The sequence below is a fragment of the Agromyces humatus genome (assembly GCF_021228295.1).
Taxonomy (GTDB): Bacteria; Actinomycetota; Actinomycetes; order Actinomycetales; family Microbacteriaceae; genus Agromyces; species Agromyces humatus.
Genome location: NZ_JAJQPD010000004.1, coordinates 96,332 through 111,839 on the forward strand (window position 1 = coordinate 96,332; position 15,508 = coordinate 111,839).

General features: G+C 70.4%; 20 protein-coding genes. 1 reads left to right on the forward strand and 19 read right to left on the reverse strand.

Features of this window, described 5'->3' with window-relative positions:
* Position 1: 1 nt before the first annotated feature.
* The 9 genes from LSF15_RS07970 to glmS all read right to left on the reverse strand — a co-directional run bounded on the left by LSF15_RS07970 (position 2) and on the right by glmS (position 7,547).
* Entirely contained in the window at positions 2-775 is a 774-nt protein-coding gene (locus LSF15_RS07970) for a DUF4190 domain-containing protein (RefSeq protein WP_232498008.1), read from the reverse strand.
* A 31-nt stretch (positions 776-806) separates the two neighbouring features.
* Positions 807-1,235 carry a DUF4190 domain-containing protein gene (locus tag LSF15_RS07975; RefSeq protein WP_232498009.1) on the reverse strand — a complete coding sequence of 143 codons (429 nt, stop codon included), beginning with the start codon at positions 1,233-1,235 and terminating at the stop codon, positions 807-809.
* 155 nt (positions 1,236-1,390) lie between these two features.
* Positions 1,391-2,446 carry a tRNA (adenosine(37)-N6)-threonylcarbamoyltransferase complex transferase subunit TsaD gene (gene tsaD, locus LSF15_RS07980; RefSeq protein WP_232498010.1) on the reverse strand — a complete coding sequence of 352 codons (1,056 nt, stop codon included), beginning with the start codon at positions 2,444-2,446 and terminating at the stop codon, positions 1,391-1,393.
* Positions 2,443-3,009 carry a ribosomal protein S18-alanine N-acetyltransferase gene (gene rimI / locus LSF15_RS07985; protein WP_232498011.1) on the reverse strand — a complete coding sequence of 189 codons (567 nt, stop codon included), beginning with the start codon at positions 3,007-3,009 and terminating at the stop codon, positions 2,443-2,445. Before rimI ends, tsaD begins: the two co-directional genes overlap by 4 nt.
* Positions 3,010-3,017: 8 nt before the next feature.
* Entirely contained in the window at positions 3,018-3,653 is a 636-nt protein-coding gene (gene tsaB / locus LSF15_RS07990) for a tRNA (adenosine(37)-N6)-threonylcarbamoyltransferase complex dimerization subunit type 1 TsaB (protein ID WP_232498012.1), read from the reverse strand.
* A gap of 16 nt (positions 3,654-3,669) precedes the next feature.
* On the reverse strand, positions 3,670-4,164 hold the full coding sequence (tsaE, locus tag LSF15_RS07995; protein ID WP_232498013.1) for a tRNA (adenosine(37)-N6)-threonylcarbamoyltransferase complex ATPase subunit type 1 TsaE: 495 nt from the start codon (positions 4,162-4,164) through the stop codon (positions 3,670-3,672).
* Entirely contained in the window at positions 4,164-5,312 is a 1,149-nt protein-coding gene (alr, locus tag LSF15_RS08000) for an alanine racemase (protein ID WP_232498014.1), read from the reverse strand. The genes tsaE and alr overlap by 1 nt, the downstream gene beginning before the upstream one ends.
* Positions 5,309-5,677, reverse strand: coding sequence for a holo-ACP synthase (locus LSF15_RS08005; RefSeq protein ID WP_232498015.1), 369 nt, complete (start codon positions 5,675-5,677; stop codon positions 5,309-5,311). Before LSF15_RS08005 ends, alr begins: the two co-directional genes overlap by 4 nt.
* 19 nt (positions 5,678-5,696) lie before the next feature.
* Positions 5,697-7,547, reverse strand: coding sequence for a glutamine--fructose-6-phosphate transaminase (isomerizing) (glmS, locus tag LSF15_RS08010; RefSeq protein WP_232498016.1), 1,851 nt, complete (start codon positions 7,545-7,547; stop codon positions 5,697-5,699).
* Positions 7,548-7,631: 84 nt separating this feature from the next.
* Here glmS and coaA point away from each other — a divergent pair, with 84 nt between their 5' ends.
* Positions 7,632-8,588: a type I pantothenate kinase gene (gene coaA, locus LSF15_RS08015; RefSeq protein ID WP_232498017.1), complete on the forward strand. Its 957-nt coding sequence runs from the start codon at positions 7,632-7,634 to the stop codon at positions 8,586-8,588.
* A gap of 51 nt (positions 8,589-8,639) precedes the next feature.
* On the opposite strand, the gene glmM is transcribed toward coaA, so the two are convergent.
* The 10 genes from glmM to infA all read right to left on the reverse strand — a co-directional run bounded on the left by glmM (position 8,640) and on the right by infA (position 15,362).
* Entirely contained in the window at positions 8,640-10,001 is a 1,362-nt protein-coding gene (glmM, locus tag LSF15_RS08020; RefSeq protein ID WP_232498018.1) for a phosphoglucosamine mutase, read from the reverse strand.
* Between the two features lie 23 nt (positions 10,002-10,024).
* Positions 10,025-10,510, reverse strand: coding sequence for a 30S ribosomal protein S9 (rpsI, locus tag LSF15_RS08025; RefSeq protein ID WP_232498019.1), 486 nt, complete (start codon positions 10,508-10,510; stop codon positions 10,025-10,027).
* 42 nt (positions 10,511-10,552) lie between these two features.
* Positions 10,553-10,999: a 50S ribosomal protein L13 gene (gene rplM, locus LSF15_RS08030; RefSeq protein WP_232498020.1), complete on the reverse strand. Its 447-nt coding sequence runs from the start codon at positions 10,997-10,999 to the stop codon at positions 10,553-10,555.
* Between the two features lie 136 nt (positions 11,000-11,135).
* Positions 11,136-12,080: a tRNA pseudouridine synthase A gene (locus LSF15_RS08035; RefSeq protein ID WP_232498021.1), complete on the reverse strand. Its 945-nt coding sequence runs from the start codon at positions 12,078-12,080 to the stop codon at positions 11,136-11,138.
* Between the two features lie 195 nt (positions 12,081-12,275).
* Complete coding sequence (gene rplQ / locus LSF15_RS08040) at positions 12,276-12,821, reverse strand: 50S ribosomal protein L17 (RefSeq protein ID WP_232498022.1); 546 nt, start codon at positions 12,819-12,821, stop codon at positions 12,276-12,278.
* A 43-nt stretch (positions 12,822-12,864) separates the two neighbouring features.
* The gene (locus LSF15_RS08045) at positions 12,865-13,851 is read right to left on the reverse strand and encodes a DNA-directed RNA polymerase subunit alpha (RefSeq protein WP_231046122.1); all 987 of its coding nucleotides are present in this window, start codon (positions 13,849-13,851) and stop codon (positions 12,865-12,867) included.
* 132 nt (positions 13,852-13,983) lie between these two features.
* Entirely contained in the window at positions 13,984-14,382 is a 399-nt protein-coding gene (gene rpsK / locus LSF15_RS08050) for a 30S ribosomal protein S11 (protein WP_022889749.1), read from the reverse strand.
* 32 nt (positions 14,383-14,414) lie between these two features.
* Positions 14,415-14,795 (reverse strand): 30S ribosomal protein S13, encoded by a 381-nt coding sequence (gene rpsM / locus LSF15_RS08055; RefSeq protein ID WP_232498023.1) that lies wholly within the window; start codon positions 14,793-14,795, stop codon positions 14,415-14,417.
* Between the two features lie 162 nt (positions 14,796-14,957).
* Entirely contained in the window at positions 14,958-15,071 is a 114-nt protein-coding gene (gene rpmJ / locus LSF15_RS08060; protein WP_056734976.1) for a 50S ribosomal protein L36, read from the reverse strand.
* Between the two features lie 69 nt (positions 15,072-15,140).
* Entirely contained in the window at positions 15,141-15,362 is a 222-nt protein-coding gene (infA, locus tag LSF15_RS08065) for a translation initiation factor IF-1 (protein ID WP_011186713.1), read from the reverse strand.
* Between the last annotated feature and the right edge of the window lie 146 nt (positions 15,363-15,508).

Genomic DNA, 15,508 nt, shown 5'->3' on the forward strand with positions numbered 1-15,508 from the left:
ATCAGAACGACGTGCCGCCCACGCTGCTCGCCCCGACCAGGAGACCCCACAGGATGAACGAGAGCAGGGCGATGCCGAGGCCGACGAAGCCGAGCACGAGGCCGGTGAGCCACATGCCCTTCGCCGCGGGCTCTCTCCGCTTGCCGATGAAGCCGAGCACCACGGCGGCACCGGGGATGAACAACTGCATGAAACCGCCGACGAACGGGATGAACACGACGAACGAGCCGACGACGCCCACGATTCCCGCGATGAGCGAGATGAGGCTGTAGACCGGCGTGGGCTTGCTCGGCGCCGCACCGTAAGCCGGCGCGACATAGCCGGGCGAGCCGTAGCCGCTCGTCGGGGCCGCCGGAGCACCGTACCCCGTCTGCCCCGCCGCGGGTGCCCCGTAGGACGGGGCCGCCGGGGCTGCCGGGGTCGCGGGGGCGCCGTAGGCCGGCGGAGCGGCAGGTGGCGGAGGCGCCGCGGCGCCGTAACTCGGCGGCACGGGCGGAGCGGGCGGCTCGGGTGCTGCGGGCGGCTCTGGCGCTGCGGGCGGCTCGGGCGCCGACGGGACGTCGGGCACCGACGGGACGTCGGGCAGCGACGACGAGTCGGTGGCCGCCGAGACATCGGCCGCTGCGGGCGCCGCGTCGACGACCCCTGCAGCTGCGGGCGGGTCGACGACCTCGGGTGCTTCGGCGGCCGCAGGAACGTCGACCGCTTCGGGCGTCTCGAGCCCCTCGCCCTCGGTCGGCACGTCGGGCAGGTCGGGGTTCTTCGGATCACTCATGGGCGGGTTCCCCTCTCGGCGGACGCGAGGCTCAGTTGACGTAGAGGTTCGGGTTGGCCGCGATCGACGCGATGATGGCGAAGAATACGATCGTCCCGATGATCGCAAGAACGATCCCGACGTAGCCGACGATGAGCCCGGCGACGGCCATGCCACGGCCCTGTTCACCGGTCTTCTTGATCTGGCTCAGCGCGATGTGGCCGCAGATGACACCGGCGATGGATCCGATGAACGGGAGGATCACGAACGCCGCGATCGACGCGATGAGCGAGATGATCGCCAGCACGTTGGTCTTCGCCCCTGCGGGCTGGCCATAGGCGGGCGCGGGCTGACCGTAGGCCGGCGCAGCGGGCGCGCCGTACGCGGGAGCGGAAGGCGCGGCCGGGGCGCCGGCCGGCGGGGCCGGGGGCACGGGCGGGACGGCGCCTGCGGGCTGCTCGGGAAGATTCGGATCAGTCACTGTGGTCCCCTTGATGCGCTGTGTGAACGATCGCGCCGGACGGCGGGATCGCGCGGGCGCGGCGAACGTGCCGCGACCCCCGTGGTCGTACGCCTTCACACTATCGCGCGGCGCCCACCCTGCACAGGGACCCGCGTCACCCTCGGCTCTCCGTGTCAGGCGACGCGGATCTCGGTCGCGGGGAGCGTGGAGTCGGCGCCGAACCCCAGACCCGATGGCGGATGCCCCGCCATGACCAGCTGCGACGCGAGCGCCGCGATCATGGCGCCGTTGTCGGTGCAGAGCGAGAGCGGCGGCACGCGCAGGTCGATGCCCGCGGCATCCGTTCGCTCTCGGGCGACCTCGCGCAGCCGCGCGTTCGCGACGACTCCGCCGCCGAGCAGCAGGCGCGGCACCCCGAGGTCGGTGCACGCGGCGATGGCCTTGGTGACGAGCACGTCGACGACCGCCTCGCGGAAGCTCGCGGCGACGTCGGCGAGCGGCACCGGTTCGCCCGCTGCCTCGCGCTGCTCGACCCATCGCGCCACGGCGGTCTTCAGGCCGGAGAAGCTGAAGTCGTAGCGGTGCGCGGCCTGGTCTTTCGGCTGGGTGAGGCCACGGGGGAACCTGATCGCCTTCGGGTCGCCGCCGACGGCCGCGCGATCGATCTCGGGACCGCCCGGGTACGGCAGACCGAGCAGCCGGGCGACCTTGTCGAACGCCTCGCCCGCCGCGTCGTCGATCGTCTCGCCGAGCAGTTCGACGTCGCTGACGAGATCGCGCACGAGCAGCAGCGACGTGTGGCCGCCCGAGACGAGCAACGCGACCGTGGGGGTCTCGAGGGGCGCGGCGGTGTCGAGCAGGTCGGCTCCCACGTGGCCGACGAGGTGGTTGACGGCGTAGATCGGCACGTCGAGCGAGAGCGCGAGGGCCTTCGCCGCGCCGACGCCCACCATGAGCGCACCGGCCAGCCCTGGACCGCTGGTCACGGCGACGGCGTCGATGTCGTCGAGCGTGACGGATGCCTCGGCGAGCGCCGCACGGATCGTGGGACCGAGCGCCTCGAGGTGCGCCCGCGCGGCGACCTCGGGCACGACGCCGCCGTAGCGGGCGTGCTCGTCCATCGACGAGGCGATGATGTTGGCGAGCAGGGTCGTGCCGCGCACGATGCCGACGCCGGTCTCGTCGCACGAGGTCTCGATGCCGAGGATGAGCGGTTCGGCTCGGTTCATCGGGCGTCCTCACGCGAGGTGTCGCCCGCGCCCGCCGCGCCGGCGCCGCCGGCCGCACCCGCCGCGTCGGCGGGCCGGGTGACCGCGGGCTTCACCTCGAGACGCATCAGCACGGCATCGACGCCGCCGCGATAGTACCTCGGCCGCACGCCGATCTGCTCGAACCCGAGCGAGTCGTAGAGGGCTCTGGCGATGGGGTTGTCGGCCCGCACCTCGAGGAACAGCTCGGCGATGTGCCGGCGCCGCGCCGCCGTGATGAGCGCGTGCATGAGTCCGCGGCCGAGGCCCATTCCGCGGCTGGACGGGTCGACGGCGATGGTCTGGATGTCGCCCTGCTCGCTTCCCGAGGGGGCGAGCAGGCCCGCGTATCCGCGCAGGGCGGGGCCCGGGGAATCGGCCGCCGCGTCGCTCGCCGTGATCGGCTCGTCGACCGCGACGAGGTAGTAGCCGTGCGGGCTCTCGATCTCGCGACGCATGGCCTCTTCGGGCCACGCGTCGTCGGCGAACGTCTCACGCTCGAGGTGCATGATCGCGTCGAGGTCGGAGAGTTTCGCGCGGCGCATCAGCACGCTCACTGGAGCACCCGCTTTCCGGCGGAGGGAGTGACGTCGGGGGCTCGCAGGTAGAGCGGCGCGTCGGCCGCGAGCGGCAGCCGCCCTGCCGCGAACGCGAGCTCGGCGAGCATGCCGATCGCGCCGGCCGAGACGATCGTCGCGTCGAAGCGGATGCCCCGTGCCACGGGAACCTCGTCGCGCGGGGCGAGTCCGGGGCCGAGCACGCGCACCGGCAGCCCGTCGTCGTCGAGGCCGTCGTACTCGGAGACGGCGAATTCGCGGCGGCGTGCATCGGTGACCACCTGCAGCGATCTGGTTTCGCCCGCGCGGTAGCGGCTCCAGGCGATCGCGTCATGGCTGACCACCGGCACGAACGGCCGGTCGATGCCGAGGGCGAACGCGTGCGCCGCCGCGATGCCGACGCGAAGGCCCGTGAACGGGCCGGGGCCCATGCCCGCCGCCACGCCCGAGAGCCGGTCCCTGTCGATGCCGGCCCCCGCCAGGGCCTCGCGGATGAAGTCGCCGATCACCTCGGCGTGGCGCATGGTGTCGTCGGTGCCGGTCTCGGCGAGGCAGCGCAGTTCACCACTGGCGCCGTCGCGGTCGACCACCGCGACACTCGTGCCCGTCGAGGTGTCGATCGCGAGGAGCATGAGAGCAAGCCTACGCTCACGCGGCGTACGGTCCGCCCGCCCAACGGGGCCCGAATCCGCGCACCGTGATCGTTCGCGGTTCGTCGGCGTCGAGGTCGTCATCGCTCAGGGGATCGGCCGCGAGACTCGCCCCGGTGGGCCGTTCGATGACGATCTCGAGACGCGACTCGCTCACGTCATCGACGAGTCCGGCCCCCCACTCGACGACGACGACCGACCCCGCGAAATCGAGGTCGAGGTCGTCGACGAGGGCGGCATCGCCGAGTCGATAGGCATCGACGTGCACGAGCGGGGCGCCGCCCGCGAGGTTCGGGTGGGTGCGGGCGAGCACGAACGTGGGGCTCTGCACCGGGCCGCGCACGCCGAGCCCGGCGCCGATGCCGCGGGTCAGCGTCGTCTTGCCGGCGCCGAGCGCGCCCGTGAGCACCACGAGGTCGCCGGCCCGCAACTGCGCGCCGAGCTCACGGCCGAACGTCTCCATGGCGTCGGTGTCGACCGCCTCGAATCGCATCAGGCGCCGCCGACGTAGCGGCGCGGAACCCGTGGGCCGATGCGCGTGACGATCTCGTAGCCGATCGTGCCCGAGGCCTCGGCCCACTCGTCGGCCGTCGGGGCGCCGCTCGCCGGGTCGCCGAACACGACGACCTCGTCGCCGACCGAGACGGGCGCGTCGCCGACATCGACGATGAACTGGTCCATGGCGACCCGGCCGACGACCGGTCGACGCGCACCGCGCACGAGCACCTCGGCGCCGCCGCCGGTGGCGTGGCGCGGAATGCCGTCGGCGTATCCGAGCGGCACGAGGGCGAGGGTCGTCGGGGCGTCGGCATGCCAGAGGTGGCCGTACGAGGCTCCGGCACCGGTCTCGACATGGCGCACCGCGGCCACCCGCGCGCGCAGCGTCATCGCGGGGGTGAGTCCGAGGTCGGTGCCGGTCGTGCCGTCGCCGAACGGCGTGAGCCCGTAGGCGGCGATGCCGATGCGCACGAGGTCGAAGCGGGCGCGCGGATCGCGGAACGCCTGCTCCGACGAGGCGAGATGGCGCGCAGCAGGATGCAGTCCGGCCGCCGCAGCGTGCTCGAGCGCCCGCTCGAACACCGCGATCTGGGCGGCGTCGACGTCGCGCGAGGTGTTGGCGAAGTGGCTGAAGACGCCCACCACCCGCAGCCGCCCATCGCTCTCGAGTTCGGCTGCGCGCGCGACCACCCCGGGCCAGTCGGCTTCGGGCACCCCGTTGCGGCTGAGCCCGGTGTCGACCTTCAGGTGCACCGCGGCGGGCGTGCGCGCCGGCGTGCCCGCCGCGGCGGCCCGCTCGAGCTGGTCGAGGCTCGAGACGCCGATCTCGACGTTCGCGCCCACGGCGGCCGCGAAGTCGGCGTCGGGATCGTGCAGCCAGGCGAGTACCGGTGCGTCGATGCCGGCCCGCCGCAGCTCGAACGCCTCGTCGAGGTCGGCGACGCCGAGCCGCGTCGCGCCACCCGCGAGCGCCGCCCTCGCGGCCTCGACCGCACCGTGTCCGTAGGCGTTCGCCTTGACGACGGCCATGACCTCGGCGGGCGCGACGCGCTCGGCGACGGTGCGCACATTGCGGGCGATGGCGTCGAGGTCGACGACGGCCTCGCGGAAGGGCGCGTTGCCGCCGGCATGGTCGCGGCTCATCGCCGCCCGTCCCCGAGCGACTCGAGCACGACGAACGCACTCGCGATGCCCGCGTCGTGGCTCATCGACAGGTGCACCCGGTCGATGCCGAGGTCGCGAACGTGGCCGGCGAGCCCGCCCGACAGCTCGAAGTCGGGGTTGCCCTCGACGTCCTGGACGATGATCATCTCGTGCCAGCGGATCACGGCGTGACCGCCGAGGGCCTTGATGAGCGCCTCCTTCGCGGCGAAGCGGGCAGCGAGCGAGCGCGCCGGACGATGGCGTTCGCTCTCAGCGAACAACCGCTCGAGCAGCGCAGGGGTACGTGCCACCGAACGCTCGAAGCGCACGATGTCGACCACGTCGATGCCGATGCCGGCGATCACGCCGCGCCCGCCCCCTGCATCACTCGACCGTGACCGACTTCGCCAGGTTGCGCGGCTGGTCGACGTCGAGTCCCTTCGCCTGCGCGAGCTCCATCGCGAAGATCTGCAGCGGGACCACCGCGAGCAGCGGCTCGAACAGCGGAGCCGCGAGCGGGATGCGCAGCACCTCGTCGGCGAACGGCAGCACCGCGGCGTCGCCGGCCTCGGCGATCGCGATGACACGCGCGCCGCGAGCCCGGATCTCTTGGATGTTCGACACGACCTTCGGGTGCAGGTTCGCCGACCCGCGCGGGCTCGGCACCACGACGAACACGGGCTGGCCCGGCTCGATGAGGGCGATCGGGCCGTGCTTCAGCTCGCCCGCGGCGAAGCCCTCGGCGTGGATGTACGCGAGCTCCTTGAGCTTCAGCGCGCCCTCCATGGCGATCGGGAAGCCGACGTGACGGCCCAGGAAGAGCACCGAGCGGGTGTCGGCCATCCAGTGTGCGAGCTGCTCGACCTTCTCGGCCTCGCCGAGCACGGCCTGGAGCTTCTCGGGCACCGCCTGCAGTTCGGCGAGCTGCGTCGCGAGCTCGGTGGCCGACAGCGTGCCGCGCACGCGAGCCAGGTGAAGGCCGAAGAGGTAGAGCGCCGCGATCTGCGCGACGAACGCCTTCGTCGACGCCACCGCGACCTCGGGCCCGGCGTGCGTGTAGACGACCGCGTCGGACTCGCGAGGGATGGTCGCGCCCTGCGTGTTGCAGATCGAGATCGTGCGTGCGCCCTGCTCGCGCGCGTACTTCACGGCCATGAGCGTGTCCATGGTCTCGCCCGACTGGCTGATCGAGACGACGAGCGTGTGCTCGTCGAGCACTGGCTCGCGGTAGCGGAACTCGTGGCTGAGCTCGACCTCGACCGGAACCCGCGACCACTGCTCGATCGCGTACTTCGCGACCATGCCGGCATACGCGGCGGTGCCGCACGCGATGACCGTGATGCGACGGATGGAGCGGAGTTCGTCGTCGCCGAACGACGCGAGCTCGGGGATGACGACCTCGTCGTCCACGATGCGGCCGCGCAGGGTGTTGGCGACCGCCTCGGGCTGCTCGGACACCTCTTTGCGCATGAACGACGACCATCCGCCCTTCTCGGCGGCCGAGGCATCCCACTCGACGTCGAACGGTTCGACCTCGACGGGCTCGCCCGTGAAATCGGTGACGGTGACCTGGTCGGCGGTGATCTCGACGATCTGGTCCTGCCCGATCGCGACGGCGCGCTTCGTGAACTCGACGAAGGCGGCGACGTCGGAGCCGAGGAAGTTCTCGCCCTCGCCGAGCCCGATCACGAGCGGCGAGTTGCGGCGGGCGCCGACGACGACGCCGGGCTCCTCGCGGTGGACCGCGAGCAGCGTGAACGCGCCGTCGAGGCGCGAGACCGTGTTGCGGAACGCCTGGCGCAGGTCGCCCGTGGCGCGGTATTCCTTGCCGAGCAGTACTGCCGCGACCTCGGTGTCGGTCTCGGACTCGAACGTGAGGCCCTCGGCCAACAGCTCGTCCTTCAGTTCGGCGAAGTTCTCGATGATGCCGTTGTGGATGAGCGCGAGGCGACCCTCGTCGCCCAGGTGCGGGTGCGCGTTGCGGTCGGTGGGGCCGCCATGCGTCGCCCAGCGGGTGTGGCCGATGCCCGTGCCGCCATGGTGCAGCGGGTTCGCCTCGAGTTCATCGGCGAGCACCTGCAGCTTTCCGGCGCGCTTGGCCGTCTCGATGGCACCGTCGTCATCGACGACGGCCACCCCCGCCGAGTCGTAGCCACGGTATTCGAGGCGGCGCAGGCCACCCATGAGCACGTCGAGGCTGTTGCGCTCTCCGACATATCCGACGATTCCACACATAGGGGCGATTGTAGTGGCGCGAGGCTGTGCACTCGCCCCGCCCGCCGACAGGGTCGGCGCCACCCGCCGCACTACAGTGGAACGGTGCCCGATCAGCAGAGCCCGTCGTCGCACACGGCGCACCTCTCTCCGTTCGTCGAACTCGATCGGGCCGACTGGGCGGCGCTCGCGCCGTCGATGCCCTCGCCCCTCCGCGAGACCGAGATCGTGCAACTGCGCGGCCTCGGCGAGCCCCTCGACCCGCGCGAGGTCTCCGAGGTCTACCTGCCGCTCAGCCGGCTGCTGAACCTCTACGTCGGCGGCACGAAGTCACTGCACAAGGTCACGAGCGAGTTCCTGCGCGAGCGATTCGAATCCACGCCCTTCGTGATCGGCGTCGCGGGCTCGGTGGCGGTCGGCAAGTCGACCATCGCCCGACTGCTGCGCGAGCTCCTCGCCCGGTGGGAGCACACCCCGCACGTCGAGCTCATCACCACCGACGGGTTCCTGTTCCCCAACGCCGAGCTCGAGCGGCGCGGCCTCATGGCACGCAAGGGCTTTCCCGAGTCATACGACCGGCGCGCGCTGCTGCGCTTCGTCAGCGAGGTGAAGGCCGGTGCCGCCGAAGTGCGGTCGCCGTTCTACTCCCACCTGGCCTACGACATCGTGAACGACGCGCACATCACGGTGCGCCGTCCCGACGTGCTCATCGTCGAGGGCCTCAACGTGCTGCAACCGCCCGGGCCCGGCCACCGCCTCGCGGTGAGCGACCTGTTCGACTTCACGATCTACGTCGATGCCCGCACGAGCGACATCGCCCGCTGGTACGAAGAGCGCTTCCTCAAGCTGCAGCGCGGCGCGTTCGCGAACCCGCGCTCGTACTTCCACCGCTACGCCAGCCTCTCCGACGCCGAGGCCCGGCAGCGCGCACGCGAGATCTGGCAGTCCATCAACGAACCGAACCTGCTGCAGAACATCCGGCCCACCCGCTCGCGTGCGTCGCTGGTGCTGCGCAAGGGCGCCGACCACGCGGTGTCGAGCGTGCTGCTGCGAAAGCTCTGAAACGACGAGCGGATGCCCCGTGAGGGACATCCGCTCGATCGGAAGGCTCGGTCAGACCGCGAGGCGCTCGCGCACGACGTCGGCGAGCGTCGCCGCGTGGCGCTCTGCGGTCACCTGATCGGATGCCTCGACCATGACCCGAACCATCGGCTCGGTGCCCGACGGGCGCAGCAGCACCCGGCCCGAGTCGCCGAGCTCGGTCTCGGCAGCGGTGACGGCCGCGGCGATCTCGTCGTCGTCGTGCAGCGAATGGTGGTCGACGCCGCGCACGTTGACGAGCACCTGGGGGTAGACCGTCATCACCGACGCGAGTTCGGCGAGCGTCTTGCCGGTACGCGCCATCTCTGCCACGAGATGCAGCCCGGTGAGCACCCCGTCGCCCGTCGTCGCATACTCCGACATGATGACGTGACCCGACTGCTCGCCGCCGAGCGCGAGCTTCTCGGCGGCGAGCGCCTCGAGCACGTAGCGGTCGCCAACCTTGGTCTCGATGACGCGGATGCCATGCTCGGCCATCGCGCGCTTGAGCCCCAGGTTCGACATGACCGTGACGACGAGCGTGTCGTCGGTGAGCTTGCCGCGCTCCTTCATCGAGAGCGCGAGGATGGCCATGATGCGGTCGCCGTCGATGATCTCGCCCTGGGCATCGACCGCGAGGCAGCGATCGGCGTCGCCGTCGTGAGCGATGCCCACGTCGGCGCCGTGCTCGAGCACGGCAGCCTGCAGCTTGTCGAGGTGCGTTGAACCGACGCCGTCGTTGATGTTGATGCCATCGGGGTCGGCGCCGATGACGACGACCTCGGCACCCGCGTCCTTGAAGGTCTCGGGCGAGACCCCGGCGGCCGCGCCGTTCGCGCAGTCGAGCACGACCTTGATGCCGTCGAGCCGGTGGGGCAGCGTGCCGAGCAGGTGCACGACATAGCGGTCTTCGGCGTCGGCGAAGCGCTGGATGCGGCCGACGCCGTCGCCGATGGGGGCGAGCTTCTGCTTGCCGAGATACGACTCGATGCGGTCTTCGACGACATCGGGCAGCTTGGTGCCGCCGAACGAGAAGAACTTGATGCCGTTGTCGGGCGCCGGGTTGTGCGACGCCGAGATCATCACGCCGAAATCGGCCTTGATGGAGTCGATGAGGTACGCCGTCGCGGGGGTCGGGATGACCCCGGCATCGAGCACGTCGACGCCGGAGCTCGCGAGACCGGCCGACACGGCAGCGGTGAGGAACTCGCCGCTGACGCGCGGGTCGCGGGCGACGACCGCCACGGGGCGGCGGCCCGCCGCGCGGAGCTCGTCGGCGTGGCGCCCCTGAGTGAGGACGGCAGCAGCCGCCTGGGACAGGCCCAGGGCCAGGTCAGCCGTGAGTTCACGGTTGGCCAGGCCCCGGACACCGTCGGTTCCGAAAAGCCGAGGCATAGAGGAGAGCCCGGAAGCGCGGGTCAGCGCTTCGAGAACTGCGGAGCCTTGCGCGCCTTCTTGAGACCGGCCTTCTTACGCTCGATGACGCGAGCGTCACGCGTGAGGAAGCCCGACTTCTTGAGGGTCGGACGGTTGTTCTCGCGGTCGATCTCGTTGAGCGCGCGCGCGATCGCGAGACGCAGGGCGCCGGCCTGGCCCGAGGGGCCGCCACCGGTGATGCGCGCGATCACGTCGTACGAGCCGGTGAGCTCGAGCACCGTGAACGGGTCGGTGATGAGCTGCTGGTGCAGCTTGTTGGGGAAGTAGGCCGCGAGCTCACGGCCGTTGACCGTGATGGTGCCGGCGCCGGGGACGACGCGCACGCGTGCGATGGCCTGCTTGCGGCGGCCGACGGCCGCGCCCGAGACGTTGAGCACGGGACGGGGGGTGGCCGGAGCGTCCGCGGGGGTGCTCTCGGTCGTGTAGCTCTCGGGAGCCGCTTCGATCTGGTCTGCGATCTTCGCCATTTTGGTGTGAATCCTTATTTGAGAACGTCGAGGGTGCCGGAATTACTGGGCGACCTGGGTGAGGGTGTACGGCTTGGGCTGCTGAGCCGAGTGCGGGTGCTCCGGGCCGGCGTAGACCTTGAGCTTCTTGAGCTGGGCCCGGCCGAGCGAGTTCTTCGGGAGCATGCCGCGGATCGCCTTCTCGACGGCGCGGACGGGGTTCTTCTCGAGGAGCTCGGCGTAGCCGACGGCCTTGAGCCCACCCGGGTAACCCGAGTGGCGGTAGGCCTTCTTCTGCTCGAGCTTCTGGCCGGTGAGGGCCACCTTGTCGGCGTTGACGATGATGACGAAGTCACCGGTGTCGACGTGGTTGGCGAAGATCGCCTTGTGCTTGCCGCGCAGCAGGGCTGCGGAGTGGCTCGCGAGACGACCGAGCACGATGTCGGTCGCGTCGATGACGACCCAGTCGCGCTGGATCTCGTTCGACTTCGGGGTATAGGTGCGCGTCACGGAAGTGCTGCTTTCTGATCGAGAGAGGGGTTCGTGAATCCCACTCCGGCGGGAGTTCGACCGCGATGCGTTCGAACGCCCAGGTGGAGGGCTCATCTTCGGATGCCGACGCAGGTGGCGGCACCAAAGGGCAAGCTTAGCCGATGAGCCCGTCGACGTGCAATTCGCGTCGCGCCCGCGTCTGCCCGGCGCGCGTCTCGAGCTCGTGATCGTCGGGGTAGCCGACCTCGGTGAGGGTCAGGCCCTTCGCCGGCATCACCGTGAACGCGCTCGTGCGCTCGCCGGCGGCGAGCAGCGCGGCGGGGGCGCCGACCTCGAGTCGCCCCTCCCCCACCGCCAGGGCGGCTCCGACGAGCGCGCGCACCATCGAGTGGCAGAAGGCGTCTGCCCGCAGCGACGCCACGAGCACGCCATCGTCGCGCCGTGCCCACCGATAGTCCTGCAGCGTGCGGATCGTCGTCGCCTCGTCGCGCGGCTTGCAGTACGCGGCGAAGTCGTGGAGCCCGCAGAGCGACCGGGACGCGGCATCCATCGCCTCGACGTCGAGGGCTCGCGGAAATGCGACGGTGCGGCGACGCTCGAGCGGGTCACGACGAGCGGATGCATCGGCCACGCGGTATTCGTAACGGCGCCACACGGCTGAGAACCGCGCATCGAAGCCCTCGGGTGCCGGTTCGACGTGCGTGACGACGACGTCGGCATCGTGGCCGAGGATCCCCGTGAGCCGGCGGGCGAGCACGGGGGCAGGGGCGGCGTCGTGCTCGGGGTGGCCGCGACGGGCGCGGGTGACCGACGCGAGCGCGTCGACGGGCACGTCGAGGTGCGCCACCTGGCCGAGCGCGTGCACGCCGGCGTCGGTGCGACCCGCGACCGTGAGCCTCGGAGCCACGCCCGTGCGCCGGAACAGCGTCGCGAGCGCCTCCTCGAGCACGCCCTGCACCGTGCGCAGGCCGGGCTGGCGGCTCCACCCGCTGAAGTCGGTGCCGTCGTACGCGATGCCGAGTCGCAGCCGGACGACCGGGGCCTCGTCGGGCACCTCGCCCGAGACATCCGTCTCGTCGACCGTGTCGTTCTCGGGCATGCGACAAGCCTACGGCGATCCCCTGACCCGCACGCACGGACGCCGAGGACCGGAACAACCCGTCCGATGTCGGCGTGTCGAGCCCCCACGACGGCGCGCCTGGTTCTTCCTGCAGACGCCGTCGCCGAGCCTCCACAGGGGACGACGAAGGGCCCGGATGCCGCAGCATCCGGGCCCTTCGTGAGCGGTTCGAGACTACTTGGCCTCGGCGGCCTCGGCCTCTTCGGCAGGAGCCTCGTCGGTGGTCGACTCGGCAGCCTCGGTGGTGTCGTCGGCAGCAGCCTCGTCGGCGGGGGCCTCGGCGGCCTCCTCGACGACCTCGGGCTCGTCGGCGACGGGCGCCTCGGCAGCGGCGGGCTTCGCGGCGCGCTGCTTCTTCACGACGGGCTCGAGCACGAGCTCGATGACCGCCATGGGCGCGTTGTCGCCCTTGCGGTTGCCGATCTTCGTGATGCGGGTGTAGCCGCCCTCACGGTCGGCGACCTGCGGTGCGATCACGGCGAAGAGCTCGTGGACGACCGACTTGTCGCCGATGACGGCGAGCACGCGACGGCGCGCGTGCAGGTCGCCGCGCTTCGCGAAGGTGACGAGACGCTCGGCGAGCGGACGCAGGCGCTTGGCCTTCGTCTCGGTGGTGGTGATGCTCTTGTGCGTGAAGAGCGCAGCCGCGAGGTTCGCGAGCAGCAGCCGCTCGTGCGCGGGTCCGCCTCCGAGGCGGGGGCCCTTGGTGGGCTTCGGCATGGTTCGTTATCTCCAGATGGTGAGGGGTCGGGTAGGCCGGGGCCTAGTTCTCGTCGTCGAAGCCCGTGTAGAAGTGGGCGCCGTCGAAGCCGGGAACCGAGTCCTTCAGCGACAGGCCCATCTCAGTGAGCTTGTCCTTGACCTCGTCGACCGACTTCTGGCCGAAGTTGCGGATGTTCATGAGCTGCGACTCGCTCAGGGCGACGAGCTCGGACACCGTGTTGATGCCTTCGCGCTTCAGGCAGTTGTAGCTGCGCACCGAGAGGTCGAGGTCTTCGATCGGGATCGAGAGCTCGCTCGAGAGCACGGCGTCGACCGGCGCGGGGCCGATCTCGATGCCCTCGGCCGCGGTGTTCAGCTCGCGTGCGAGGCCGAACAGCTCGGTGAGGGTGCGGCCCGCCGAAGCGATCGCGTCGCGGGGCGTGATGGCCGGCTTCGACTCGACGTCGACCACGAGGCGGTCGAAGTCGGTGCGCTCGCCGGCACGGGTGGCCTCGACGCGGTAGGTGACCTTGAGCACCGGCGAGTAGATCGAGTCGACCGGGATCTGGCCGGCCTCGGAGTACTCGTTGCGGTTCTGGCTGGCCGAGACGTAGCCGCGGCCGCGCTCGATCGTGAGCTCGAGCTCGAACTTCGCCGAGTCGTTGAGCGTTGCGATGACCAGGTCGGGGTTGTGCACCTCGACGCCGGCGGGTGCCGAGATGTCGGCCGCGGTGACCTCACCGGCGCCCTGCTTGCGCAGGTAGGCGGTGATGGGCTCGTCGTGCTCGCTGGAGACGACCAGGTTCTTGATGTTGAGGATGATCTCGGTGACGTCCTCTTTCACCCCGGGGACCGTCGAGAACTCGTGGAGCACGCCGTCGATGCGGATGCTCGTCACGGCCGCGCCGGGGATCGAGGAGAGGAGGGTGCGGCGAAGCGAGTTACCGAGGGTGTAACCGAAGCCCGGCTCGAGGGGCTCGATCACGAAACGCGAACGGAACTCCGAGATGTTCTCTTCGGTGAGCGTCGGGCGCTGTGCGATCAGCACTGTTGATTCCTTTCGGCAGGGTGTCCGCTATATGACACCTGCGAGGTCGAGGATCTTGAGTTGTGTGAGAACGGATGCCACGTGGCCGGGCGGGCGCACATGGCGGCCCGCCCGACCCGCGGCTCGGAGTGCTTAGACGCGGCGGCGCTTCGGCGGGCGGCAGCCGTTGTGCGCCTGGGGCGTCACGTCGTTGATGCTGCCGACCTCGAGGCCCGCGGCCTGGAGCGAGCGGATCGCGGTCTCACGGCCCGAGCCGGGGCCCTTGACGAAGACGTCGACCTTCTTCATGCCGTGCTCCTGCGCCTGGCGGGCGGCCGACTCTGCGGCGAGCTGCGCGGCGAACGGGGTCGACTTGCGCGAGCCCTTGAAGCCGACGCCACCGGAGGAGGCCCAGCTGATCACGGCACCGTTGGTGTCGGTGATCGAGACGATCGTGTTGTTGAACGTCGACTTGATGTGGGCCTGGCCCACGGCGATGTTCTTCTTTTCCTTCTTGCGCGGCTTGCGAGTAGCCGCCTTGGGTGCTGCCATGTGTGAAATCTCCTAGATCTGGCGACGAGCGGTTACTTGCGGCCGGGCTTCTTCTTGCCGGCGACGGTGCGCTTCGGGCCCTTGCGGGTGCGAGCGTTGGTCTTGGTGCGCTGGCCGCGGACCGGGAGGCCGCGACGGTGGCGGATGCCCTCGTAGGAGCCGATCTCGACCTTGCGGCGGATGTCGGCGGCCACCTCGCGGCGGAGGTCGCCCTCGACCTTGAAGTTGGCCTCGATGTAGTCGCGCAGGGCGACCAGCTGGTCGTCGCTGAGGTCCTTCACGCGGATGTTTCCGTCGATGCCGGTTTCGGCGAGCGTGGTGAGCGCTCGCGTGCGGCCGACGCCGTAGATGTAAGTCAGTGCGATCTCCACGCGCTTCTCGCGCGGGATGTCGACTCCTGCCAGACGTGCCATGTGTGGCTTCTCCTGTTTCGAAGTGGAGGTGTGGAGCAATGCCGGTGCCCAGGCCTCCAACCTGAGGTGTCCCCCGCGAGAGCGGGTTCTGGCATTGCCGATGCGGTGTTCAGTTGTGGATGTCGCGGTGCGCGCGCTGGGCGCGCCCCGCACGTCTGGCGACTAGCCCTGGCGCTGCTTGTGGCGCGGGTTCTCGCAGATGACCATCACGCGGCCGTGGCGGCGGATGACCTTGCACTTGTCGCAGATGCGCTTGACGGAGGGGTTGACCTTCATGGTGGTTCCTTGGAATTCGCTGTCCTCGTACCCGCGGGATGCCGCGGGCCGTTACTTTCCGAGCAGCCCTTACTTGTAGCGGTAGACGATGCGCCCGCGCGTCAGGTCGTATGGGCTCAGCTCGACGATCACGCGGTCCTCGGGGAGGATGCGGATGTAGTGCTGGCGCATCTTTCCTGAGATGTGCGCGAGAACCTTGTGCCCGTTCGTGAGTTCCACCCGGAACATCGCGTTCGGGAGTGCCTCGATGACCGAGCCTTCGATCTCGATGACGCCGTCTTTCTTGGCCATAGCCTCACTATCGCTTGGAGTTTGGGATGCTGGTCGTGCGATGATGCTGCATGCGGTCGCCGTCAGGTCGTCGCCGTCTGATCGAGTCGTCAGGCATGCCGAAGCGGGCGTGCAGAACACCAAGGGTCAACTTTAGGCGATTCCGT

Excerpts from the sequence above, each read along its gene's own strand:
- rpsI (WP_232498019.1), bottom strand. The coding sequence starts at position 10,510 with ATGGCGAAGATCGCAGACCAGATCGAAGCGGCTCCCGAGAGCTACACG.
- tsaB (WP_232498012.1), bottom strand. The coding sequence starts at position 3,653 with ATGCTCCTCGCGATCGACACCTCGACGGGCACGAGTGTCGCGGTGGTC.
- rpsK (WP_022889749.1), bottom strand. The coding sequence starts at position 14,382 with ATGGCAGCACCCAAGGCGGCTACTCGCAAGCCGCGCAAGAAGGAAAAG.
- glmM (WP_232498018.1), bottom strand. The coding sequence starts at position 10,001 with ATGCCTCGGCTTTTCGGAACCGACGGTGTCCGGGGCCTGGCCAACCGT.
- alr (WP_232498014.1), bottom strand. The coding sequence starts at position 5,312 with ATGAGCCGCGACCATGCCGGCGGCAACGCGCCCTTCCGCGAGGCCGTC.
- rimI (WP_232498011.1), bottom strand. The coding sequence starts at position 3,009 with ATGCGCCGCGCGAAACTCTCCGACCTCGACGCGATCATGCACCTCGAG.
- infA (WP_011186713.1), bottom strand. The coding sequence starts at position 15,362 with ATGGCCAAGAAAGACGGCGTCATCGAGATCGAAGGCTCGGTCATCGAG.
- rpmJ (WP_056734976.1), bottom strand. The coding sequence starts at position 15,071 with ATGAAGGTCAACCCCTCCGTCAAGCGCATCTGCGACAAGTGCAAGGTC.
- glmS (WP_232498016.1), bottom strand. The coding sequence starts at position 7,547 with ATGTGTGGAATCGTCGGATATGTCGGAGAGCGCAACAGCCTCGACGTG.
- rplQ (WP_232498022.1), bottom strand. The coding sequence starts at position 12,821 with ATGCCGAAGCCCACCAAGGGCCCCCGCCTCGGAGGCGGACCCGCGCAC.
- tsaD (WP_232498010.1), bottom strand. The coding sequence starts at position 2,446 with ATGAACCGAGCCGAACCGCTCATCCTCGGCATCGAGACCTCGTGCGAC.
- LSF15_RS08035 (WP_232498021.1), bottom strand. The coding sequence starts at position 12,080 with ATGCCCGAGAACGACACGGTCGACGAGACGGATGTCTCGGGCGAGGTG.
- tsaE (WP_232498013.1), bottom strand. The coding sequence starts at position 4,164 with ATGCGATTCGAGGCGGTCGACACCGACGCCATGGAGACGTTCGGCCGT.
- rpsM (WP_232498023.1), bottom strand. The coding sequence starts at position 14,795 with ATGGCACGTCTGGCAGGAGTCGACATCCCGCGCGAGAAGCGCGTGGAG.
- LSF15_RS07970 (WP_232498008.1), bottom strand. The coding sequence starts at position 775 with ATGAGTGATCCGAAGAACCCCGACCTGCCCGACGTGCCGACCGAGGGC.